The organism is Mesorhizobium sp. C120A (assembly GCF_030323105.1).
In the GTDB taxonomy this organism is placed as follows: domain Bacteria; phylum Pseudomonadota; class Alphaproteobacteria; order Rhizobiales; family Rhizobiaceae; genus Mesorhizobium.
Genome location: NZ_CP100476.1, coordinates 4,751,799 through 4,774,582 on the forward strand (window position 1 = coordinate 4,751,799; position 22,784 = coordinate 4,774,582).

Here is a 22,784-nt window from a genome sequence, read left to right on the forward strand (position 1 = left end):
CGTCACGTCTGCTTTCGCCAATCGCCAACGTTATAGAAATAGTGCTGCCGGCAAAACTGCTGATCTCCCCCCGTGTGGGGGAGATGTCCGGCAGGACAGAGGGGGGCGCTGTCCCGCTGCCTATCGCAATCCGGGAGCAATGCTTGTCCGCCGTTGAACCCACCGCATCATCGCCACCGCTCCTTTCCGTCGAAGGCGTGACCAAGCATTTTTCCGGCGTCACCGCGCTCATCGACGTTTCGCTCGAGGTGCGGCCCAGTGAGATCCTTGGCCTGCTCGGCGAGAACGGCGCCGGCAAGTCGACGCTGTTGAAAATCCTGTCCGGCGTGATGCCGCCGTCAAGCGGCCGCATCGTCTTCGACGGCGCCGACTACGCGCCGTCCAGTCCGCAGGATGCGAAGCGGCATGGCATCGTCACCATCTATCAGGAACTGAGCCTGATCCCGACGCTGACGGTTGCGGAAAACATTTTCATCGGCCGCGCGCCGCTCGGGCCGCTCGGGCTGGTCAGCTGGCGCAGGATGGAGGACGCCTCGCGCGCGATCATCGCCCGCGTCGGTCTCGACATCGATCCGGCGACGCCGGTGTCCTCGCTGTCGGTAGCCGAACAGCAGCTGGTCGAAATCGCCCGCGCTCTGTCGCTGGAAAGCCGCCTGATCATCATGGACGAGCCGACCTCGGCGCTGACCGAGACCGAGGTGCAGAAACTGATGTCGATCATGGACAGGCTGCGCAAGGACGGTGTCGCCATCATGTTCGTCACCCACCGGCTGGAGGAAGCGTCCGCCATTTGCGACCGCATGACCGTGCTGCGGGATGGCAGGCTGGCCGGTCATCTCGACCGCGACGGCCAGCCGATCCAGATCCCGAAGATCATCGAGAAGATGGTCGGCCGCGCCGCCTCCGAGCTCTACGCGCGGCCGACGCAGCGCGATGTCGCCGGCGAGGTCAGGCTCTCGGTGCGCGGGCTGCGGACGGTACGCGACCCGTTGGCGCCGCATGCCATCGTACTCGAAGGCGTCAACCTCGATCTGAAGGCCGGCGAAATCCTCGGCGTTGCCGGCCTCGTCGGTTCCGGCCGCACCGAGCTTGCCCGCGCCATTTTCGGCGCCGACCGCATCGCCGCCGGCACGATTGCGCTCGACGGTAAGCCGATCGCCCCGGCCTCCCCCGCCGACGCCATCAAACTCGGCATCGGGCTGGTGCCGGAAGACCGCAAGCACCAGGCGATCTTTGCAGCACTGGGCATTCTCAACAATTTCTCGATCGCCTCGCTCGGCCGCTACAGCAATGGGGCCGGCTTCATGGCCGAACGGCGCGAGCGCGAGGCGCTGGCCGGCTATCGCAAGGCACTGTCGATCCGCATGGCCTCGCCCGACCAGGCGATCGAGGGCCTGTCCGGCGGCAACCAGCAAAAAGTCATCCTGGCCCGCTGGCTGGCGCGCGACCCGAAAGTACTGATCGTCGACGAGCCGACGCGCGGCGTCGATGTCGGCGCCAAGGCCGAAGTGCACCAGATCCTGGTCCAGTTGGCTGCGCGCGGCATCGCCATCATGATGATCTCGTCGGAGCTGCCGGAGGTGCTGGCAGTGTCGGATCGCATCGTTACGATGCGGCGCGGCCGTATCACCGGCGAAATGCCGGGCATCGAAGCGACCGAGGAAAAACTGATGGAACTGATGGCGCTCGACCGCAAGCAGGACGCAACGCAATGACCAGCACCACCGAACAGACCCAGCGCAGCGGCATCAACATCGCGCGGCTTCTGATGAGTTTTGGGCCGCTGATGTTCCTGGCGGTGTTGATCGTCATCTTCACCGTGCTGAAGCCGAGCTTCATCGATCCAATCAACCTGTTCAACATTTTGAGGCAGATCTCGATCACCGGGCTGATCGCGCTCGGCATGACTTTCGTCATCCTCACTGCCGGCATCGACCTGTCGGTCGGCTCACTGCTCGCCTTCTGCGGCATGGTGGCGGCGGTGGTGGCCAAGGGCGGCACCGCCAACACGCTGTCGCTGTCGACCACGGGCACGCAAGGATATGGCTGGTTCGCCGCCTTGCTTGCCGCCGTCATCGTCGGGGCGCTGGCCGGCGGCGTCCAGGGCTTTGCCATCACCAGGCTGAAAGTGCCGCCCTTCGTCGTCACGCTGGGTGGTCTCACAGTGTTTCGCGGCCTGACGCTGACCATCTCCAATGGTGGACCGATCTCCGGTTTCGACGCCTCGATGCGCTGGTTCGGCGCCGGGCTCATCGGACCGGTGCCGGTGCCGGCGATCATCTTCGCGGTGGCGGCCATCCTGTGCCACATCGTGCTGCGCTATACGCGCTACGGCCGCGCCGTCTATGCCGTCGGCGGCAATGCCGAGGCCGCGCGCCTTTCGGGCCTGCGCGTCGACCGCATTCTGATCTCGGTCTATGTCATCGTCGGCTTCTTCGCCGGGCTGGCGGCCTTCGTTTTGTCAGCACGGCTCAACTCCTCCGAAGCCGTAGCCGGCATCGGCTACGAACTTACGGTGATTTCCGCCGTGGTCATCGGCGGTACCTCGCTATTCGGCGGCATCGGCTCGGTCGGCGGCACGGTGGTGGGCGCAGCGCTGATCGGCGTGCTGCAGAACGGGCTGCAGTTCAACAATGTCTCGTCCTACACACAAAGCATCGTCATCGGCCTGATCCTGATCCTGGCCGTGGCCTTCGATCGTTGGCTGAAGTCGCGGGTAAGGCGGTAAGGGATCGGCCATGGTTCAGATCAGGGCGATGGCAGAGAACGATGTAGCGTCGGTATCGCGGCTGCTGGGAGAGTCTTGGCGGCGCACCTATTCGTCGATCCTGGGACCTGAAAATACCGCGCGGCTCTCGGACGACAAGCATGCGCCCGAGCGGCTGGCAGAGGAACTTGGGGACGACAACAAGATGTCGTTCGTGGCCGAACGGCCGGACGGTTCGATCGCCGGCTACGCGATGGCGGCGATGGACGATCGTGGCGATGTCCTGCTCGACCGGCTGCACATCGACAAGACAGAGTTCGGCAGCGGGCTCGCCACCGACCTGCTGCACGCGGTGCTTGTCGCGCATGCCGGCATCCCCAGCATTGCGCTGGAAGTGATCGAGGGCAACGACCGGGCGATCGCCTTCTATCGCAAGCACGGTTTCGAAGTGGTCGAGCGCCACACGGCCGCGCACGGCGTTGGCGGCCACGCCTCGCTGATCATGCGCCGGCTGCTGTCGAGGGCGTAAGGAAGGGAACAGGCAGTGTGGAATAGGGAATAAGGTGGCGCGGATCGATACCCTACGCCTACAGCCTACTGCGCCGCCGCTTGCCGGCCGTCCTCGTCGTCCGGCATATCGAGAATTTCGATCAGCCGCGCCACCTTCGTTCCCGGCAAGCGGCGGCCCTCGTTGACCAGCGCCTCGTCGGCACCGAGCCAGGCGAACGCCTCGCGCAGTTCTTCAAGGGTGGCGCCGGTCAGCGCGATGTCGGCTATGACTGCCTCGTCTACCGGCCCCAACACCGAAATGATGTCGTCGCGTGTCATGGTCACCTCCATGCTAAGTGCCGGCCGGTCGTCGAGATGACGCCGAGACCCGGCCATCCAGCCAACGGATTGCGAGTAAAAACCGCCGACAAAGCAGAATCTGGGTCTTCTTTTCGACTAAGCAAGGTGAACGCGCCTTTTGCCTTCAAGCAGCCGAATGCCGATCGATGCTGTAGAGATGCACGGGATAGCCGGGACCGATGGCGTCGCGTACCCGGCCCGTCCAGGCACGAACCGCCGGATAAGCCGCCAGCGCAAAGCCGCAATCTTCGGCACGGTGGCCGTAGGCATAGACAGCAATGTCGGCGATGGTGAGCATGTCGCCGACAAGGAACGGCGTGTCGTTCAGGCTGCGCTCCAGCGCTGCCAGCGTGCGGGCGCCGGCTTCGCGCTTGGCCGGAAGCGTCGCCTGGTTGCGCTCCAGCCTTCCGGCCAGCGTCCAGAAGCGCAGGGAGCCGATGACCGGCTCGACATGGTACTGTTCGAAGAACAGCCATTGCATAACTTTCGCGCTGACATAGCGATCCGCCGGCAGCAAGGGCGTGCCTTCGGCGAGATAAATGAGGATCGCATTCGATTCGGCGATCGCACGGCCATCCTCGAGTTCGAGCACAGGAACGGCGCCGGCCGGGTTGAGCTTCAGGAAGCGTCGGTGTGGCTCTCGCCCTCGAAAATCGACACCAGGCGGCTTTCATAGGGAATGTTGAGCAGGCCGAGCACGACCCTCGCCTTCCAACCGTTTTGCGACGGCAAATAATCATGAAGCGTGAGCATGGCTGTCCTTTCGCTGCGGTCGACGCCTGATTTGCACGGTGCCACGATACCAGCCACCCGAATCCTGCAATGTGTACGCGCGGAAACAGATAAACTATACGCATGTAGAGTTTTATTGACCGCTGTATGTGCGATTTACCCGATAAACACTTGCGTCGGATAACTGCGCGGGCAAGCAATCAGTTTGCGTGTGAGAGGAATCGCAAGCATGAGCCTTTCGCGCCGAAGCGAGATCGCCGCCGAGGCCGTGGGGCCAACGATTGCCGCCGGCGAAATCCTGGTCGAGATCATGGCGACGGAACGGGGTTTCGGCTTCCTCGAGCCGCAATCGCTTGTCGGGCCATTCCCCAGCGGTGCGCCGGCGATCTTCATCGATCAGGTCGCCCGGCTGGGAGGCGGCGCCGGCATTATCGGCTGCGTCGGCCGCGACGATTTCGGCACGCTCAACCTGGACAGGCTGGAGCGCGACGGCGTCGACGTCTCAGCCGTCGATATCAGCGACCGCTTCCCGACGGGATGCGCCTTCGTGCGCTACCGGCCCGATGGTATCAGGGACTTCGTCTACAACATCGCCGAATCCGCCGCCGGGCAGATCCACCTGACCACTGCTGCGCGCCTGCTGGCGGACAGGGCCGGCCATCTGCATATCATGGGATCGACGCTGTCGGTGGCAGGGCTGAAGGAGATCGTCAGCTACGCAGTGCAGGCGGTTCGTGCCCGCGGCGGCTCGACCTCATTCGACCCGAATGTGCGCAAGGAGCTGATCGACGGCTCCGACGGCGCACTGTTTTCCGCACTCATCGACGATGCCGACCTGCTGCTGCCGTCCGGCGACGAATTGCTCGCTACGGCGGGCGTCGATGACGAGCACCGGGCGGTGGCGGCGCTGTTTGCCAGGGGCGTCGGCGAGATCGTGCTGAAGCGCGGTGCTGACGGCTCTTCCTGGTTCGGCGCCGACGGCGCCAGGATCGACTGCGCCGGTTTTCAGGTCGAGGAAGTCGACCCCACGGGCGCCGGCGATTGTTTCGGCGCCACCTACCTGACCTGCCGCCGCCAGGGGATGGAGCCCGGCAAGGCGCTGCTTTATGCCAATGCCGCCGGCGCCCGCAACGTCACCCGGCGCGGCCCGATGGAGGGCGTCACCAGCTTCGACGGACTCGATCAATTCATCAAGGGAACAGCGAGACGGACATGAGCGCCAACCCGCTTGCAGGCCTCGCCAGCGCGCGCAAAAACGGCTCGCCCTACGGCATCACCTCGATCTGCTCCGCGCATCCGCTGGTGATCCAGACGGCGATCAGGCGCGCCGTTGCCGACAGGGAGAAAAACCTGCTGATTGAGGCAACCTGCAATCAGGTCAACCAGTTCGGCGGCTATACCGGAATGACCCCGGCGCTGTTCGTCGCCTTCGTGCTGGAGATAGCCTGCCGCGAGGGGCTGGAAGCCTCGCGCATCATCTTCGGCGGCGATCATCTGGGACCGAACCCGTGGCGCGCAGAGCCGGCGGCGCAGGCGATGGACAAGGCCGAGGCCATGGTCGGCGCCTATATCGCGGCCGGCTTCACCAAGATCCATCTCGACGCATCGATGGGCTGCGCCGGCGAGCCGGCGGCGCTCGACGACGAGACCATCGCCACCCGGGCGGCGCGGCTGGCAAAGGCGGCCGAAACGGGCGCGCACGCCGCAGGCAGCACCTTGCCGGTCTACATCATCGGCACCGAAGTTCCCGCCCCCGGCGGCGTCGACCATGCGATCAGCGAGTTGAAGCCGACCGAGGCGGCGGCGGCGCGGCGCACGATCGAGGTTCACCGGGAGATCTTTGCCCGCGAAGGCCTGACCGAGGCGTTCGGCCGCGTCATGGCCGTGGTGGTGCAGCCGGGCGTGGAATTCGGCAGCCAGAATGTCGTCGCCTACGCGCCCGAAAAATCCAAGGGCCTGACCGGCTTGCTCGATAAGCAGCCGTCGCTCGTCTACGAGGCGCATTCGACCGACTACCAGACCCGTGCGGCTTTGACCGCGCTGGTCGCAAACGGCTTTCCTATCCTCAAGGTCGGCCCCGGCCTGACCTTCGCCTTGCGCGAGGCGCTTTACGGGCTCGACCTGATCGCCTCCGAAATGGCCAGGGACTATGGCGACCGGTCGCTCGCCCGGACCATGGAAAGCGCGATGCTGGCAGCCCCCGGCCATTGGCACAGCCACTATCATGGCAATGAAGCAGAGCTCTATGTGCAGCGGCATTACAGCTACAGCGACCGCATCCGCTATTATTGGGGCAACCCCACCGCTGTCGCGGCCGTCGAGCGCCTGCGCAAGGCGCTGGACGACGTTGCCATTCCCGAAACGCTGATGCGGCAATTCCTGCCGGCGCTGCCGGCCGAACTCGGGCCGGCGGGCAATCCCGAGGCTATCCTTCTCGAAGCTGTCGATCAGGTGCTGGCCGACTATGACGCGGCCTGCCGTGGGACCTGAGTGCATTGCGCCGGGTTGATCTTTGCCTCAGCCCAGTGTCTCTGACGTTTCCATGAAACCAGCCATGTTCTTTCTCCTGTTCGCGGCCTCCCTGCTGGCGTCGCCGGCACGCGCCGACTGGAAGCCGGTCGAAAAGGTCGAGACCTACGCCATCGCAGGGCGGACCGGCCCGGAACTCTATGCCGCGATCGGCGAAGCCGGCCCCTTGCTCGGCAAGGGTCGGGTCATTGCGCACACCAATTTCAAGCTGACCTGGACCAGGGACTACAGGCCGCAAGGCGACGCCTGCGTGCTCAAATCGGCGCGCCCGAAACTGATCATCACCTACACCTTGCCAAAGCCGGCCGAACCGTTGCCGGCTTCCGTCCAGAAGAACTGGACGGTGTTCATCGCCGGGCTCGCCGCCCACGAGAGAGTGCATGGCGCAGCCATCGCCGAGATGGTGCGCAAGATCGAGGCGGTGAGCGTCGGCCTGACCGTTACTGATGACCCCGGCTGCAGCAAGATCAGAACCGAGCTGACGAGGCAACTCGCCCAGATCTCGCTGGCACAGCGGCAGGCGAGCCGCGACTTCGACCGGGTCGAATTCGGCCCCGGCGGAAACCTGCAGAAGCTGGTGCTGGCTTTTGTGAATGGGAGGTAGTTTGCCGGTGTGCCGGTCATAGCGCCGAGTGTTCCGAACGACAAGAGTACCGGCCGCATGGCCGCTTTACAGGCAGGCTTGGTAGCGCTACCGTCTGATTGTCGCGCGACCTGTTCGGGGAATGGGAGACGGTCGCGAGGCGGGAGAGGAGCGGTTTCCTTCGGGGCGTCGCAAGAAGCATTCGGGAGGAGATCGATGGCGTCTGTCGCGATCGGCGATGTTTACAAATCGTTCGGGACCGTCGAGGTCCTGCATGGCGTCAGTGTGGATATCGACGACGGCGAATTCGTCACGCTGGTCGGCCCGTCGGGTTGCGGAAAATCGACCCTTCTCAGGATGATCGCCGGTCTGGAAAAGATTTCTCGGGGCGAGATCGCGATCGGGGATCGGGTCGTCAACAACGTTGCGCCGAAAGAGCGCGACGTTGCCATGGTGTTCCAGAACTACGCGCTCTACCCGCACATGACGGTCGCCGAGAACATGGCGTTCTCGCTCATGCTCAAAGGTGTTTCGAAGGCCGATTGCGCTACCAGCATTCAGCGCGCCGCCGAAATCCTCGGGCTGGTGCCATTGCTGACGCGATATCCGCGCCAGCTTTCCGGCGGCCAGCGCCAGCGCGTCGCCATGGGCCGGGCGATCGTGCGCGATCCACAGGTTTTCCTGTTCGACGAACCGCTCTCCAATCTCGATGCCAAACTCAGGGTGCAGATGCGCGCCGAGATCAAGGAACTGCACCAGCGGCTCAAGACGACCACAGTCTATGTCACCCACGACCAGATCGAGGCCATGACCATGGCCGACAAGATCGTCGTCATGCATGACGGCATCGTCGAACAGATCGGACCCCCGCTGGAGCTCTACGACAGGCCAAACAATCTCTTCGTCGCCAGTTTCATCGGCTCGCCCGCCATGAACCTGATCAAGGGCGAGATCGTCACCGACGGGTCTCCGTCCTTTCGCGGCGCCGGGGGAATTTCCGTGCCGCTGGCCGGCGCGCCGGCCGTTGGCAACGGTCATCCGGTGGTGCTGGGAATACGGCCCGAGCATTTGCGGCTATCGTCAGACCAAGGCATTCCAGTCACCGTCGCGGTGGTCGAGCCGACCGGGTCGGAAGTGCAGATCATCGGCCGCACCGCCGGCGGCGACGAGATCGTCGCCAATTTCCGCGAACGCCATGCCTTCACACCGGGCGAATCCATACGGCTCTCTGCCGCGCCTGGCCTGATTCATCTCTTTGACGGCAAGACCGGAACACGATTTGAAACGCGTAACGGATGGTAAGGACCGCATAGCAAGGAAGATAAACCGGAGGAGACGACCATGAAATTCACGAGACGCGATGTAATCCGCACGACCGCAGGTGCCGCGGCGGGAGCTCTGGGAAGCCGGTTCGTCGGCTCGCCGGCTTTTGCCCAGGAGGGCTTGAAATACAAGCCCGAGGAAGGCGCAAAGCTGCGGCTGCTGCGCTGGTCGCCCTTCGTCAAGGGCGATGAGGATCAATGGCTGGCCAACACCAAGCGCTTCACCGAGGCGACAGGTGTCGAGGTTCGTGTCGACAAGGAAAGCTGGGAGGACATTCGCCCCAAGGCAGCGGTCGCCGCCAATGTCGGTTCCGGCCCGGACCTCATGTTCGTCTGGTTCGACGACCCGCATCAATATCCCGACAAGCTGCACGACGTGACCGAGCTCGGCGAGTATCTGGGCTCGAAATATGGCGGCTGGCACGACGGACCAAAGCAATATGCGACGCGGGACGGCAAGTTCGTCGGCCTGCCGCTGGCCACGATCGGCAATGCCATCGTCTATCGCGAAAGCTGGGTGAAGGAGGCCGGCTTCTCCGAATTTCCGAAGGACACGGCAGGCTTCCTCGAGCTTTGCAAAGCGTTGCAGGCGAAGGGACATCCGGCCGGCTTCACGCACGGCCACGGCGTCGGCGACGGCAACAATTACGCGCACTGGCTGCTGTGGAGCCATGGCGGCCAGATGGTCGACGAGAGCGGCAAGGTGGCGATCAACAGCCCCGAGACGCTAAAGGCGATCGAATACGCGCAGGAACTCTACAAGACCTTCATTCCCGGGACCGAAAGCTGGCTCGACGTCAATAACAACCGCGCCTTCCTGGCCGGCGAACTCGGCGTCATCGCCAACGGCATTTCCGCCTACAATACGGCCAAGATCAACAAGGACAACGATCCGAAGCTGGCTGAGATCGCCAAGGACATCCGCACCACCAACCTGCCGATCGGTCCCGTCGGGAAATCGGTCGAACTGTTCCAGGTGACCACCGCCGTCATCTTCAACTACACGCCCTACCCCAATGCGGCCAAGGCCTATCTGCAGTTCATGTTCGAGGATCCGCAGATGACCGACTGGATCACCTCCTCGGCGGGCTATTGCTGCCAGACGCTGAAGGCCTTCGACAACAATCCGGTGTGGACGGCCGACCCGAACAATGCCGCCTATGCCAAGGCCTCGGCGACGCTGCGCCCCAACGGCTATGCCGGGCCGCTCGGCTATGCCTCGGCGGCGACCATGGCCGACTATGTCCTGGTCGACATGTTTGCCAAGGCGGTGACCGGCCAGGCGACGCCGCAGGAGGCGATGGAGGAGGCGGAGAAGCGCGCCAACCGCTACTACCGCGTTTGATCACGGCACCGCCGGGCAGCGTCTAGTGCGCTGCCCGGCCCGTCCCACAATCCCATGGCGGCCGTTGACGCCGTGACCTGATTCCCCGATGAGGAGCCCTCCATGGCCGTGCCGTCCGTTGCCGCCCAGCCGCGTCCGTCGATGCTTTCGCGGATCTCCGAAAGCCGCAACGCGCTGGGCTTCGGCTTCATGCTGCCGGCGGCGGCGCTGCTGCTGGTCTTCCTGACCTATCCGCTCGGGCTGGGCGTCTGGCTCGGTTTCACCGATGCCCGGATCGGCCGCCCCGGCATCTTCATCGGCGTCGAGAATTATCAGTACCTTTGGAATGACAACGTCTTCTGGCTCTCCGTCTTCAACACGCTGCTCTACACGGTCAGCGCCTCGATCCTGAAGTTCGTGCTCGGCCTGTGGCTGGCGCTCATCCTCAATGAAAACCTGCCGTTCAAATCGTTCTTCCGCGCGATAGTCCTGCTGCCTTGGGTGGTGCCCACCGTACTTTCGGCCATCGCCTTCTGGTGGATCTACGATTCGCAGTTCTCGATCCTGTCCTGGGCGCTGCAGCAAATGGGCCTGATCGACCACCGCATCAATTTCCTCGGCGATCCGGAGAATGCGCGCGCTTCGGTCATCGCCGCCAACGTCTGGCGCGGCATTCCTTTCGTCGCCATCACGCTGCTCGCCGGCCTGCAGACCATTCCGCAGTCGCTCTACGAGGCGGCCACGCTCGACGGCGCCAGTCGCTGGCAGTTGTTTCGTTATGTGACTCTGCCGCTGCTGACGCCGATCATCGCCATCACCATGACCTTCTCGGTGCTGTTCACTTTCACCGATTTCCAGCTGATCTACGTGCTGACCCGGGGCGGACCGGTGAATGCCACGCATCTGATGGCGACATTGTCTTTCCAGCGCGGCATTTCCGGCGGCCAGCTTGGCGAGGGCGCGGCCATCGCGGTGGCCATGATCCCGTTCCTGCTGGCGGCGATCCTGTTCAGCTATTTCGGCCTGCAACGCCGCAAATGGCAACAAGGCGGCGGAGACTGACATGGTCAAGACGGCCGCGACAAGGAAGGCGAAACGTGGGGATATCGACGAAGGCGGCATGGGCTACCTGCAGAGCCTGCCGCGCCGCGTGGTGACGGTCTATCTGCCGCTGCTGGTGTTCGTCTTCGTGCTGTTGTTTCCGTTTTACTGGATGACGATCACCGCGGTTAAGCCCAATCTCGAGATGACCGACTATGCGCAGTTCAATCCGTTCTGGGTGGTGCATCCGACATTGGAGCATATCCGCTACCTCCTGTTCGAGACCTCCTATCCGGGCTGGCTGCTCAACACGATCATCATCTCGACCGCCGCTACTTTCCTGTCGCTGCTGGCGTCGGTGTTCGCCGCCTATGCGATCGAGCGGCTGCGGTTTTCCGGGGCGCGGCAGGTCGGCCTCGGCATCTTCCTCGCCTATCTGGTGCCGCCCTCGATCCTGTTCATTCCGCTGTCGGTGATGGTGTTCAACCTCGGGCTCTACGACACGCCCTTCGCGCTCATCCTTACCTATCCGACCTTCCTGGTGCCGTTCTGCACGTGGCTGTTGATGGGTTACTTCCGCTCCATTCCGTTCGAACTGGAAGAATGCGCGCTGATAGACGGAGCGAGCCGGTGGCAGATCCTCACCAAGATCGTGCTGCCGCTGTCGGTGCCCGGCCTGATCTCCGCCGGCATATTCGCCTTCACCCTGTCATGGAACGAGTTCATCTATGCGCTGACATTCATCCAGTCCTCGGAAAACAAGACCGTGCCGGTGGGTGTGCTGACCGAGTTGGTGCGCTCCGACGTCTACGAATGGGGGGCGCTGATGGCGGGAGCGCTGATCGGCTCGCTGCCGGTGGTGGTGCTCTATTCGTTCTTCGTCGAGCACTATGTCTCGTCGATGACCGGCGCGGTGAAGGAGTGACGCGCCGGCTCACGCAAGGCGACCGGCGCGGTCAGATCGCGCCGATGATGCCGCCGTCGACGCGGATGTTCTGGCCGGTGATGTAGCCCGCACCTTCGGAAGCGAGGAACGCGATGGTCGCGGCGATCTCCTCCGACGTGCCGTAGCGCTGCATCGGCACGCTGTCGCGGCGCTCCTCGGTGGCCGGCAGGCTGTCGATCCAGCCGGGCAGCACATTGTTCATGCGCACATTGTCGGCGGCGTAGGTGTTGGCGAAGATCTTGGTGTAGGCGGCAAGCCCGGCTCGGAACACGGCGGATGTCGGGAACATCGGGCTCGGCTCGACCACCCAGGCGGTCGAGATGTTGATGATGGCGCCGGCCCTCTGCTTGACCATCTGCGGCGCCACGATGCGCACCGGCCGGATGACGTTCATCAGATAGACGTCGAGACCGGTGTGCCACTGCTCGTCGGTGATTTCGAGGATCGGCGCGCGTGGCCCGTGGCCGCCGCTGTTGACCAGCACGTCGATGCGGCCGAAGCGCTCGAGCGTCAGATCGGCGAGCCGCTGCAGATCGTCATTCGACTGGTTGGAGCCGGTGACGCCGAGGCCGCCAAGCTCCTTGGCCAGAGCCTCGCCCTTACCGGAGGACGACAGGATCGCGACCTTGAACCCGTCCGCCGCCAGCCGCTTGGCCGCCGCCGCGCCCATACCGCTGCCACCCGCGACGACGACTGCTACTTTTTCTACACTCATTTTTCTCTCCTTGGGGTTTTGCGGCGTGTGTCTCGCGACTTCAAAGGATGATATAGCCGGTCTTGCCATCTGGTTCGAACCAGAAAGCCTGAAATCAAGCTGTAGAAAAACTCCTGCATGCCCGAAGCCTTCCTGAGCCTGCCGCCGTTGAATGCGCTGCGTGCCTTCGAAGCCGCCGCGCGTCATCTCAACTTCCGCATCGCCGCGCAGGAGCTGAACGTGACGCAAGGGGCGGTGGCGCAGCATATACGCGGGCTGGAGGCGGATCTCGGCGCAAAGCTGTTCGACCGGCTGCCGCGCGGCCTGGCGCTGACCGATGAGGGACGTGCCTATGCGCCGAACATTCGCCGCGCCTTCGAGCTGATCTCCGAGGCAACGCTGCTGTTGCGGCCCGAGCCGGCGCGGCTGACGATCAGCGTCACGCCGAGCTTTGCCACCAAATGGCTGATCCCCAAACTGCCGGAGTTCGTCGCCCACAACCCGCTCGTCGATTTGCGCATCCTGGCCAGCCAAAGCCTGTCGAGTTTTCAGGCCGACGGCGTCGACATTGCGGTCAGGCAAGGCCGCCCGCCCTTCGGCGCCGGCCTGATGGTCGACCTGTTGTTCCCACAGCAGATCGTCGCCATCTGCAGCCCTGCCCTGCTGCCAACCGAGGCGAACGAGATCGCGACGGCCGATATCCAGCATCATGTCCTGTTGCACGACGCGCACAATCTGTGGCCGGAATTCATGGAGAGAGCGCTCGGGCTGAAGATGGCCACCGAGGCCAAACGCATGCGCTTCAACCAGACAGGCCTCGCGATCGACGCCGCCATTGCCGGCCAGGGCATCGCGCTGGCCAGCCGGTTTCTCGTCGCTGCCGACATTGCCGCCGGCCGGCTGGTGCAGCCGATCAACGCAGAGATGCGTGGGACGCACGATTTCTATGTCGTGATGCCGCGCAAGCAACGGCACCCAGAACCGACGCAAGCCGTGCGGCAATGGCTGCTCGATGAGGGCGACGCGGCGGGGCTGTGATGGATAGCCGATCTCCCCGCAAGGCGGGAGATCCGCAGCTTGGCCGACGCCGCCCCTTTCAGCCTCGCCGAGCAATGTCGGCCGCCACTGCCTTCGCCTCGCGTCCAATTTCCCTGAGCAGACCGGTGACCGGATTGTAGAAGCCGACGAGGTAGAGGCCGAGTTGCGAGGCGCGGGCGTTGACGCCACTGCGCTCCGGCTGCAATTCCACGGGCAGAAACTTTTCGTAGCCCGGGCGATAGCCGGTGGCGAGGATGACGGCGTCGAAATTTTCCTGCCTGCCGTCGGTGAACGCAGCGCCGCGCTCGGTGAAGCCCGCTATGTCGGGCGCGATCTTGATGGCGCCTTTGGTGATGGCGTCGACCGTGCCGACGTCGATGACCGGGATGCGGCCGACTTCGTCGATCTGTTGCAGGATGCCCTGTTTCGGCCTGACGATGCCGTATTTCTCGAGCTTGCCCAGCGCGAAATCGAGGATGATCGGAAACATCCAGTCGTTCAGCGCCTGCGGCATTGGCCGGCTGGCGATGCCGACCATCTGGATCGGCACGCCAAACAGCTGGCGCGGCACGATGTGGACGCCCTTGCGCACCGAAATGGTCGGACGCGCGCCACTTTCCACCAAGTCGAGCGCGATCTCGGCGCCGGTGTTGCCCATGCCGACGATCAGCACCGAGCGGCCGGCAAAGGGCGTCGCTTGCGTATAGTCGGCGCTGTGCAGCACCTCGCCCTTGAAAGCCTCGATGGCAGGGAGCCGGGGGATGATCGGCTCGGCATTGTTACCGCTGGCGATAACGACATGGCGCGCCTTGAGGTTGTCCGATCCTGTCTCGACCAGAAAACCGCCGTCCCCGAGGCGAATGGCTTTCACCGTCACGCCGAAGCGCGGGCGCAGATCGAATTTTTCCGCGTAGTCGTCGAGATAGCGGACCACCAGTTCGCGCGGCACGTAGCGCGGATAGTTTTTGGGAAAGGGCAGGAACGGCAGCGACGAGAACGACTTGACCGTATGCAGATGCAGCCGCCGATAGTGCCGCCGCCAGGCGGGCGCGATCTCCTGCGATTTTTCGAGCAGGATGAAATCCACTCCTGCCCGCTTCAGGCAGGCACCGACCGCAAGGCCGGCGGGCCCGGCGCCGACAATAACGACAGTGGTGTCCAAGCGATTCTCCTCCCGCTAGCTCCTTAGGCTACGCGTAGAAGAGCAGGCGGGACAAGGCGCGCCTCACCTTCTCCCCTTGTTGGAGAAGGTGGATCGGCGCGCTAGCGCCGAGACGCCTTCGCATCGCGGCGCGCACGCTGCGCATCCTGTCCGGTCTCGGCTCACCCCCGGTGACGAATGTCTATCCCGGCAATCGCCCCATGCTGTCGGACGGGCTGCCTGTCGCCGGCCGCACCGCGACCGAAGAGCTCTACGTGCATGGCGCATGGCCCAATCGGCATGCATGCCGCCCCCGCCACCGCGCGCTGGCTGGAAGAGGCCGTGGTTCGGGCGATGGCAATCCGAAGCAGACATGGCTCCGGCCACAGCGATTTGCGGGATGGGAAGGGTGAGGCTGCGCGACGTCGTGTCGATCTAGCCCGCCACCAGCGCGAAGGGAGGCGTTCCTCCCTAGCCGACATGCTCGGCGCGCAGCTTCTTCTTTATCTGCTCGAGCGCTGCCTCGCCGCCCCTCGCCAGTTCATCGGCGATCCTTGCCAGCTTGTCATCGGCGTTGCGGTATTTGCTGCCCCAGGCGCCGAGCGTCGCCAGCACCGGCAACAGGTCGATGCCCGCCTCCGTCAGCTTGTAGATCGCCTTGAGCTTGTGCGTGGGGTCGTCGCTTCTGGTGACGATGCCCTCATCCTGCAAGGTCTGCAGCCGCTCGGCCAGGGTGCGCGACGAGATGCCTTCGCCTGATAGCAGAAACTCCCGGAAGTGCCTTTTTCCGGCGAAAATCATGTCGCGGATGATCAGCAGCGTCCAGCGGTCACCGAGCAATTCGAGCGATAGGCTGATGGGACAGCCGGATCTTTCCCTGGTCGACATTTAAATGCTTCCATTTTTAAATCACTTTACTATTGACATCATTTTTCACTCATGTCAATGGTTCCGAAAGTAAAGCAATAACCAACGCCGCCTGACCTGGCGCTGGTGACACCAGAGCTCAGGAGAACGACGATGAGAAAACTGATCCTGCAGATACAGATATCGGTCGACGGTTTTGTCGGCGCGGCCGGCGATGAGCACTGGCAGCTCTGGGAATGGGGCGCCAACTGCCCGTGGGACGACGACTTGAAGCAGGATTTCAACGCGGTGTTCGCCGGCATCGACACCATTCTGCTCAGCCGCAAGATGGCCGAAGAAGGCTATCTAATCCATTGGGGCAATGCGGCAAAAAACTATCCGCGCGATCCCTTCTACGCCTTTGCGCAGCGCATCGTCGAGGCGCGCAAGGTGGTGCTGAGCGACAAGCTCGCGGCATCGCGGTGGGAGCGCACGACGGTTGCCAGCGGCAACCTGCCGCGCGAGGTCAAGGCGCTGAAAGCTGAAGGTGAAGGCGACATGGCGGTATTCGGCGGCGCCGGCTTTGCCTCGGCGCTGATTGCAGCGGGACTGGTCGATGAGTTCCAGCTGTTCATCAATCCGGCCGCGCTGGGCGACGGCGAGCGGATTTTCGACCGTGGTGGCTTCCGGAAATTGCGCCTGCTCGGCTCTAAAGCCTATGCCTGCGGAATGGTGGTGAACCGCTACGCGCCGGCAATGTGAAGCAGTTCAGCGATTGAATCCGTGGACCGCTTCAACTCTTTGTTTTTGCGAGAACTCCGGACGGATCACCGCAACCCGCTCCTCGTGAACCTGCGCTAGAAATTGATCTCGACCGAAGCGGCACTTCGCTTTGCCGGCCCGTGAAACACCGCCTCGATGTTGTTGCCGTCGGGGTCGAGCAGGAAGGCGGCGTAGTAGCCGAGGTGGTAGGGCCGCTCACCCGGCGCGCCATTGTCGGCCCCGCCGGCATTGAGGCCGGCCCTGTAGAAGGCATCGACCATGGCGTTGTCGCTGGCCTGGAAGGCCAGATGATGGCGCCCGGTCAGTTGTCCTCTCGCCGCCCGGCTGTCGAGGCTTGAGATGAACAGTTCGTCGGCCCAGAAATAGTCCTCGGCCTCGCCGCCGATCGGAATGCCGAGCACCTTGAAGACGGCTTCATAGAAGCGCCGGCTCGCCTCGAGGTCCCTGACCACCAGCTGGACGTGGTCGATGAGGCGGCCGCGATGCAGTTCCATGAGCGATCTCTCCCGTCGCGAGACCACAAAGCTAGTGCCGCGGAGCGGCTCGTCAATTCGGCAGTCTATCTTGTCGGCGCGCTTGGCAGCCTTACACCCTGCTTTTGTCATATCCGGATGGACTTCCACGCAGACCGGATAAAAATGCAACCGGATTGTCGGATTCGAAATCCCGCCAACGTCCTTCGGACGCAAGCGGCGCAACGGAGCTGGAGCGAGTGGCGCCGCATCGAAACCGATCTCGGGAGAAGAGCATGAACAATTCCTACCGTTGGGTGATCGTCGCGTGCGGCGCGCTGATGACCTGTGTGGCGCTCGGCGCGATGTTTTCGCTGGCGATCTTTCTCGAGCCGATGGCGCTCGACACCAACTGGTCGCGAACCGGCATTTCCAGCGCCATGACGCTGAATTTCTTGGTGATGGGTGCAGGCGGTTTCGCCTGGGGCGCCATCTATGACCGTGTCGGCGCCCGCCCGGTGGTTTTTGCCGGCGCGGTGCTGCTCGGCCTGTCGCTGGTGGTGGCGAGCCGAGCCCAATCGCTGCTGGTCTTCCAGCTGAGCTATGGCGTCATCGTCGGGCTGGCGGCCAGCGCCTTCTTCGCGCCGATGATCGCGCTGACCACCGCCTGGTTCGAGACCCATCGCAGCCTGGCCGTGTCGCTGGTCTCGGCCGGCATGGGCGTGGCGCCGATGACCATTTCGCCCTTCGCGCGCTGGCTGATCACGGCCTATGACTGGCGTACCGCCATGTTCGACATCGGGATCATGGCCTGGGTGCTGTTGCTGCCGGCCGTCTTCCTGGTGCGCCAGCCGTCGGCGGCGGTCGCGGCAGCGGATGGCAGCGCGCCCGCGCCTGCCGCGGCCCCCGGCATGTCAGTCGGCCAGGCGCTGCGCTCGCCGCAATTCCTGGTGCTGGGCATGACCTTCTTCGCCTGTTGCGCGGCGCATTCGGGGCCGATCTTCCACATGGTGAGCTATGCCATGTCGTGCGGCGTGGCGCCGATGGCAGCCGTGTCGATCTACAGCGTCGAGGGCCTTGCCGGCCTTGGCGGGCGCGTGCTCTACGGCGTGCTCGGCGACAGGTTGGGCGCCAAGCCGGTGCTGATCGTGGGCCTCGCCATCCAGGCGGTGGTGATCGCCGCCTATCTCGCCGTCGGCAATCTCGAGCAGTTCTATCTCCTGGCGATCATCTTCGGCGCCACATATGGCGGCGTCATGCCGCTCTATGCGGTTCTGGCGCGCGACTATTTCGGGCCACGCATCATCGGCACGATACTTGGCGCCGCGACCCTGTTGTCCAGCCTCGGCATGTCGTTCGGCCCGCTCGCCGGCGGCATGATCTTCGACGCCTATGCCAGCTATTCCTGGCTGTTCATCGGCTCGGCGCTGATCGGCCTCGGTGCTGCCGGCATCGCCATCGCCTTCCCGCCGCAGCCCGGCCGAGAGAGGCTGCAGGCGGCATGAGCGAAATTTCCCCTCGAGGGGAAATACTCATCACCCTGTCCCCGTTCCCGAGCGCAGCTCTTCTCTGCCCTCGTCGTCGCGGCTGAGCCTGGCGTCCGAGATCAGCACCACCGGGCATTGGCAGCGCTGCAGCACGCCGGTGGTCGTCTCGCCGAAGAAGAGTTCCTCGCCAGGGCGCCGCGCCACGCCGATGACGATCAGCGCCGCCCCCCTGCCGGCCTGGCGGGCAATGGCATCGGCGGCGGCGGCCCGGCTGCGGATGGCCGTCTCGATCTCGACGCCATAGCGGTCGGCTAGTGCGACGGTATCCTTCAGCACCGCCTCCCTGCGGCGATGCGAGACAGTGTCGCGCGGTTCGTCGCGGCCGACGCGCGCGACATAAAGTATCTTGACCCGCGCACCCGTGACCGCTGCAATCGCCAGCGCCATTTCTGCACCCCGGCGGGCGATCGCGGTGCCGTTGACCGGAACCAGAATCTTCCCGCCTTCAGGTCCTAGCCTTGGCATCTGGCGGCCGGCGCCGGTCGCCTTCAGCACCAGGCATAGCGGGCCCTCGAAGGCGCCGGCGATCTCGTTGATGCGGCGGGCAAACCCACCTTTCGACGTGACCGCGCGGCCGAGCCCGATCAGCAGCAGCCCATAGCCTTTGCGCGCCTCCTTGGCAACCGTTTCGGCCGAAAGCTCGGCCTCGTGGCGCCGCGTGACAGGCGCCGCGCGGGCCAGCTCCTCGTCCGAACTCCTGGCGGCCTCGCGGCTGTCCTCGGCACCCTTTTCGATCGGCTCGAGCTTCGCATCCGTGCCGGGCTCGGCCTCCTCCCCCTCGCCTCGGGCATGCAGCACCGTCGTCGGCCTGCCGGCGCCCACGACTCCTGCGAGGTAAGCAGCAAAGCGGCCGACAACGCCCTCATCGGTCACCACCAGCAGTCGTTCCAGATTGGCGATGAAGCCGCGTTGGTCGATCTCCTCGCGCTCCAGACGCTTCTTCTCGGTCTCGCCCATCGGCAAGCGGCCGAGTGCCCAACGCAAGGTCGGCGGCATGGCGAGCGTGGTGATGACGGCCATGGTCACGATCATGGTGAAAAGATTGTGCGACAGAACGCCGATCGACAGGCCAATAGAGGCGACGATGACTTCGGTCGAGCCGCGCGCGTTCATGCCGCAACCGACGGCGATGCCTTCCTTGCGGCTCAAGCCGGCAAGCTCGGCGCCGATGAAGGCGCCGGCGAATTTGCCGAAGCTGGCGATCAGCACCAAAGCGGCCGTGAGTAGCGCAAGCTCGTGGTCAACAAGCACGGTGAGATCCGCCGAAAGGCCGGCGACGCCGAAGAAAACCGGCATGAACAGCGCCATGATGACGCCGCGCAATTGCCCTTCGATATGACGCGACAGGATCGGCGATTCCCCAACCAGTATGCCGGCGACGAAGGCGCCGAGCACGGTGTGGACGCCGATCAGATCGGTGATCAGCGCCATTGCGCCCATGATGGCGAGAATGACGGTGACGACGGCGTATTCGCTGCGGAACGTATCGTTGGTCCAGCGGATGGCGTCGAAGACGATGCGGCGGCCAATCGTGAAGGAAAACCCCATGAAGGCGGCGACGCCGACAATGGTGAAGGCAAGGCTGCCGAGCTCGATGCGCCCCTTGGTGGCGATGCCGATGGTGATGGCGATGATCACCCAGCCGATCGTGTCCTCGATGATGGCCGACGAGACGATGATCTGACCGAGATCGCGGCGCATGAAGTTCATCTCGCGCACCACCATGGCGACGATCTTGACCGAGGAGATCGACAGCGCCGTGCCGAGGAAGAGACCGGCGACAAGGCGCTCGGTTCCGTCGGCCAGCAGCGAGGCCGGCATGAACTGTGCGGCGGTGAAGCCGAGCGCGAAAGGCACGGCGACGCCCGCGGCGGAGATGGAAAAGCACGCACGGCCGACCCTGCGCACCAGCCGCAGATCCGTCTCCATCCCGGTGAGCAACAGAAGCATCAACACGCCGAGCTGGGCGATGGCGCTGATCATGCTCTTTTGGGTGGCGTCGCCTGAAAAGATCACGCGTTCTGCTTCCGGCAATAGCCAGCCGAGCAGCGATGGCCCGAGCAGGATGCCGCCGATGAGCTGACCCATCACCGCCGGCTGGCCGAGACGCTCCAGCAATTCGCCGATGCCGCGGCCGACGAGAAGCAGAAGGAGGATTTCGAGAACGAAAATGCCCTCGCTGGACATGCCGGTCTTTTCGGCTGCTAACGATGCGGCCGGCATGAATGCGAAAGCTGCCGCGGCAAGCGCGACCGGCCGGCGCCGGTTGACCACGAAGGACATGCACCCCCTCATTGTGCCCGGTATAACGTTTTGAGGGCGAGATCGGTTGCACGCCACGCTCCCTTAGCGCGCCGCAGGTTCCTCCTTACCTGAATCGCATAACGGGCCTATCTGACTGCGGATAAACCGCCGAGACCCGGGCCGGCGACGGAACATTTTCAACCGATTGCGCGTTGCGCGGATGGGGATGACCGGCGTCGTTTCGGCCGGCCATGGCGTTGGGAGGCGCGTGGCAAGGGATGTCCCAGGTCAAGACCGTGAAAACCGACGAAGCGGCTGCAGCGCCGCGGGCCTCTGATGCGTTCGCGCTGAAGCTCACCTCATCGGAATTCGTGGCCACCATGTCGCATTTCCACCGCGCCGAAATCGCCCGCATGGCCGGCTGGCGCGACCGGCTGGACCGTACCAGCAACTGGGCGATTACTGTCGTCGCCGCCATGCTCTCAGTCTCACTCTCGACGCCCAGCGCCCATCACGGGGTGCTGCTCTTTGCCATGCTGCTGACCACGCTGCTGCTATGGATCGAGGCGCGGCGCTATCGTTTCTTCGATGTCTACCGGGCCAGGGTGCGCCAGTTCGAGCGCTATTATTTCGCGCAGATCTTCTCGCCGCAGCCCGACTACGCCTCCAACTGGCTGGCCATCGTCGGCGAAGGCCTGCGTTCGCCGCGCTTCCTGATCTCGCAACGCGCGGCGTTGGTGCGCCGGCTGCGCCGCAACTACATTTTCATGTACACGATCCTGATGCTGGCGTGGGTGCTGAAGATCACGACGCCCAGTCTGCAGCGCGAAGGGTCGCCGATAGGCTTGGGCGCGTCATTTCTCGACGCCGCGCGCGTGGCGCAGCTCGGCCCGGTTCCAGGCATCTATGTCGTGTGCATGGTCGGGCTGTTCTATGTCGGCCTGCTCGCAGCCGCTTTCCTCATCTCAAGCGACGAGGGCGAGCTTTCGCATGGCACCGTGCATGTCTGAGAGCGGCCTCGAAAAGCGCAATCTGCCGCGGTGATCTTCAGCAGACATTGTCGACCAACAGAGCGGTCGCTTCCGACCGGCTTGCGGCTTCCTCAACCGGAAGCCGTGCGCGATGGCGCTTGTAGGCGGTGAGCGCGATGACCAGCACGCAGCATACGGCGTTCAGCCAGTTGATCGCCGCCAGAGCGGGATCGTTCAGATTGATGTGGGCGTAGAGTCCCGTCGTGGCGTTGGCGCCTGTCCACAACAGCCAGGTCGCGTAGGAAATCGCCGACGCCCCGTGCCTGTCCCGGGCCACCCGCACGATCTGCGGCAGGTAGGACACCACGCGCAAGCCATTGAAAATAGTGAAGAGATAAAAAGACAGATCTGCAAGTGTCATCCGAAACCCCTGTCATGGCCGGACGTCCCATAGCGTTCCTTGCAGTGGCGGCATGTGAGCCCGTTCACATGCCGGCTTTGATTTTCCTGTTGCGGCCCGGCACCCGGATTCTTTCGCCATGTGGGCGTTCGCCGTGAGCCAGCCCGACGAGGTCGACATGAACCAGATCCTGTTTCGGCCGACGGCGCGGGAGTACTAAACAGATCTCGTGCTTGGGCAAAGTTCGGGTTGACCGCTGCCAAGAGCGCGGCGACTATCCCTGCAACGTGCAGGAGGACATGAGAATGGACGAACCCGATCGCTGGCGGCACATGGCGAGCGCGCCCAAGGACGGCAGCCGCATCCTGGTCACGGTCAGGCCATCGGAACAGGGGCCGGCCGAGGTCGACCTCGCTTACTGGTCGCGCGCCGACCAGTTCGGCACGGAGGGCTGGCGCTCTTCCGATTCGTCGCCAGGACGGGTGATCGAATACCCCGAACCGGAGTTAAAATGCTGGATGCCGCTGCCGACGGCCAATCTGAGCCGGGCTTCAATGCCAAGTCCGTGGCAAGGCGAAGACGTCCCGCTGCTCGACGGCTCCGGGATATGATCTCGGCGGGATGACCGTAGGAAA

The 22,784-nt window shown here is 64.1% G+C and carries 22 protein-coding genes and 1 pseudogene; 15 read left to right on the top strand and 8 right to left on the bottom strand.

The window, feature by feature from the left end; all coding sequences use genetic code 11:
• The first annotated feature begins 83 nt into the window (after positions 1-83).
• From NL532_RS23175 to NL532_RS23185, 3 genes are read left to right on the top strand one after another with little or no spacing between them, the layout of a single operon-like run.
• Positions 84-1,715, top strand: a complete 1,632-nt coding sequence (locus tag NL532_RS23175; RefSeq protein ID WP_444849007.1) for a sugar ABC transporter ATP-binding protein — start codon at positions 84-86, stop codon at positions 1,713-1,715.
• The gene (locus tag NL532_RS23180) at positions 1,712-2,728 is read left to right on the top strand and encodes an ABC transporter permease (RefSeq protein WP_286487482.1); all 1,017 of its coding nucleotides are present in this window, start codon (positions 1,712-1,714) and stop codon (positions 2,726-2,728) included. Before NL532_RS23175 ends, NL532_RS23180 begins: the two co-directional genes overlap by 4 nt.
• Before the next feature lie 10 nt (positions 2,729-2,738).
• Positions 2,739-3,236: a GNAT family N-acetyltransferase gene (locus NL532_RS23185; RefSeq protein WP_023828764.1), complete on the top strand. Its 498-nt coding sequence runs from the start codon at positions 2,739-2,741 to the stop codon at positions 3,234-3,236.
• A 65-nt stretch (positions 3,237-3,301) separates the two neighbouring features.
• Here the strand turns inward: NL532_RS23185 and NL532_RS23190 are convergent, their stop codons facing one another.
• Both NL532_RS23190 and NL532_RS23195 read right to left on the bottom strand, forming a co-directional pair.
• Entirely contained in the window at positions 3,302-3,535 is a 234-nt protein-coding gene (locus tag NL532_RS23190) for a hypothetical protein (protein ID WP_031202909.1), read from the bottom strand.
• A 145-nt stretch (positions 3,536-3,680) separates the two neighbouring features.
• Positions 3,681-4,309 (bottom strand): annotated as a pseudogene (locus tag NL532_RS23195) (glutathione S-transferase family protein).
• A gap of 208 nt (positions 4,310-4,517) precedes the next feature.
• Between NL532_RS23195 and NL532_RS23200 the strand changes: the two are divergent.
• The 7 genes from NL532_RS23200 to NL532_RS23230 all read left to right on the top strand — a co-directional run bounded on the left by NL532_RS23200 (position 4,518) and on the right by NL532_RS23230 (position 12,012).
• Positions 4,518-5,504 carry a tagatose kinase gene (locus tag NL532_RS23200; protein ID WP_023735433.1) on the top strand — a complete coding sequence of 329 codons (987 nt, stop codon included), beginning with the start codon at positions 4,518-4,520 and terminating at the stop codon, positions 5,502-5,504.
• On the top strand, positions 5,501-6,778 hold the full coding sequence (locus NL532_RS23205) for a D-tagatose-bisphosphate aldolase, class II, non-catalytic subunit (RefSeq protein ID WP_023828766.1): 1,278 nt from the start codon (positions 5,501-5,503) through the stop codon (positions 6,776-6,778). Before NL532_RS23200 ends, NL532_RS23205 begins: the two co-directional genes overlap by 4 nt.
• A 64-nt stretch (positions 6,779-6,842) precedes the next feature.
• On the top strand, positions 6,843-7,421 hold the full coding sequence (locus NL532_RS23210) for a DUF922 domain-containing Zn-dependent protease (protein WP_348524267.1): 579 nt from the start codon (positions 6,843-6,845) through the stop codon (positions 7,419-7,421).
• Between the two features lie 195 nt (positions 7,422-7,616).
• On the top strand, positions 7,617-8,702 hold the full coding sequence (locus NL532_RS23215) for an ABC transporter ATP-binding protein (RefSeq protein WP_023689809.1): 1,086 nt from the start codon (positions 7,617-7,619) through the stop codon (positions 8,700-8,702).
• A 39-nt stretch (positions 8,703-8,741) separates the two neighbouring features.
• The gene (locus NL532_RS23220; protein WP_023828768.1) at positions 8,742-10,067 is read left to right on the top strand and encodes an ABC transporter substrate-binding protein; all 1,326 of its coding nucleotides are present in this window, start codon (positions 8,742-8,744) and stop codon (positions 10,065-10,067) included.
• A 141-nt stretch (positions 10,068-10,208) separates the two neighbouring features.
• On the top strand, positions 10,209-11,108 hold the full coding sequence (locus NL532_RS23225; protein WP_373432851.1) for a carbohydrate ABC transporter permease: 900 nt from the start codon (positions 10,209-10,211) through the stop codon (positions 11,106-11,108).
• A 1-nt stretch (position 11,109) separates the two neighbouring features.
• On the top strand, positions 11,110-12,012 hold the full coding sequence (locus NL532_RS23230; RefSeq protein ID WP_023673469.1) for a carbohydrate ABC transporter permease: 903 nt from the start codon (positions 11,110-11,112) through the stop codon (positions 12,010-12,012).
• Between the two features lie 31 nt (positions 12,013-12,043).
• Here the strand turns inward: NL532_RS23230 and NL532_RS23235 are convergent, their stop codons facing one another.
• Entirely contained in the window at positions 12,044-12,748 is a 705-nt protein-coding gene (locus tag NL532_RS23235; RefSeq protein WP_023673468.1) for an SDR family oxidoreductase, read from the bottom strand.
• 117 nt (positions 12,749-12,865) lie between these two features.
• Between NL532_RS23235 and gcvA the strand changes: the two genes are divergently transcribed.
• Positions 12,866-13,765 (top strand): transcriptional regulator GcvA, encoded by a 900-nt coding sequence (gcvA, locus tag NL532_RS23240; RefSeq protein WP_023685899.1) that lies wholly within the window; start codon positions 12,866-12,868, stop codon positions 13,763-13,765.
• Positions 13,766-13,823: 58 nt separating this feature from the next.
• Here gcvA and NL532_RS23245 read toward each other — a convergent pair whose 3' ends face one another.
• Positions 13,824-14,927 carry a flavin-containing monooxygenase gene (locus tag NL532_RS23245; protein WP_023828769.1) on the bottom strand — a complete coding sequence of 368 codons (1,104 nt, stop codon included), beginning with the start codon at positions 14,925-14,927 and terminating at the stop codon, positions 13,824-13,826.
• Between the two features lie 450 nt (positions 14,928-15,377).
• Positions 15,378-15,794: a winged helix-turn-helix transcriptional regulator gene (locus NL532_RS23250; RefSeq protein ID WP_023703095.1), complete on the bottom strand. Its 417-nt coding sequence runs from the start codon at positions 15,792-15,794 to the stop codon at positions 15,378-15,380.
• A 132-nt stretch (positions 15,795-15,926) separates the two neighbouring features.
• On the opposite strand from NL532_RS23250, the gene NL532_RS23255 reads away from it, so the two are divergent.
• Positions 15,927-16,514: a dihydrofolate reductase family protein gene (locus NL532_RS23255; protein ID WP_023828771.1), complete on the top strand. Its 588-nt coding sequence runs from the start codon at positions 15,927-15,929 to the stop codon at positions 16,512-16,514.
• Positions 16,515-16,609: 95 nt separating this feature from the next.
• Here NL532_RS23255 and NL532_RS23260 read toward each other — a convergent pair whose 3' ends face one another.
• Positions 16,610-17,029 carry a VOC family protein gene (locus tag NL532_RS23260; RefSeq protein WP_023828772.1) on the bottom strand — a complete coding sequence of 140 codons (420 nt, stop codon included), beginning with the start codon at positions 17,027-17,029 and terminating at the stop codon, positions 16,610-16,612.
• A gap of 254 nt (positions 17,030-17,283) precedes the next feature.
• Between NL532_RS23260 and NL532_RS23265 the strand changes: the two genes are divergently transcribed.
• A complete protein-coding gene (locus NL532_RS23265; protein ID WP_023693802.1) occupies positions 17,284-18,492 on the top strand; it encodes an MFS transporter in 1,209 nt (402 codons plus the stop codon).
• 30 nt (positions 18,493-18,522) lie between these two features.
• On the opposite strand, the gene NL532_RS23270 is transcribed toward NL532_RS23265, so the two are convergent.
• Positions 18,523-20,817: a cation:proton antiporter domain-containing protein gene (locus NL532_RS23270; protein WP_023828773.1), complete on the bottom strand. Its 2,295-nt coding sequence runs from the start codon at positions 20,815-20,817 to the stop codon at positions 18,523-18,525.
• Positions 20,818-21,056: 239 nt separating this feature from the next.
• Here NL532_RS23270 and NL532_RS23275 point away from each other — a divergent pair, with 239 nt between their 5' ends.
• A complete protein-coding gene (locus NL532_RS23275; RefSeq protein WP_023673885.1) occupies positions 21,057-21,788 on the top strand; it encodes a DUF2270 domain-containing protein in 732 nt (243 codons plus the stop codon).
• Positions 21,789-21,825: 37 nt separating this feature from the next.
• Here NL532_RS23275 and NL532_RS23280 read toward each other — a convergent pair whose 3' ends face one another.
• Positions 21,826-22,170 (bottom strand): PQ-loop domain-containing transporter, encoded by a 345-nt coding sequence (locus tag NL532_RS23280; RefSeq protein ID WP_023685493.1) that lies wholly within the window; start codon positions 22,168-22,170, stop codon positions 21,826-21,828.
• A 284-nt stretch (positions 22,171-22,454) separates the two neighbouring features.
• Here NL532_RS23280 and NL532_RS23290 point away from each other — a divergent pair, with 284 nt between their 5' ends.
• The gene (locus NL532_RS23290; protein WP_023689804.1) at positions 22,455-22,760 is read left to right on the top strand and encodes a hypothetical protein; all 306 of its coding nucleotides are present in this window, start codon (positions 22,455-22,457) and stop codon (positions 22,758-22,760) included.
• Positions 22,761-22,784: the final 24 nt, after the last annotated feature.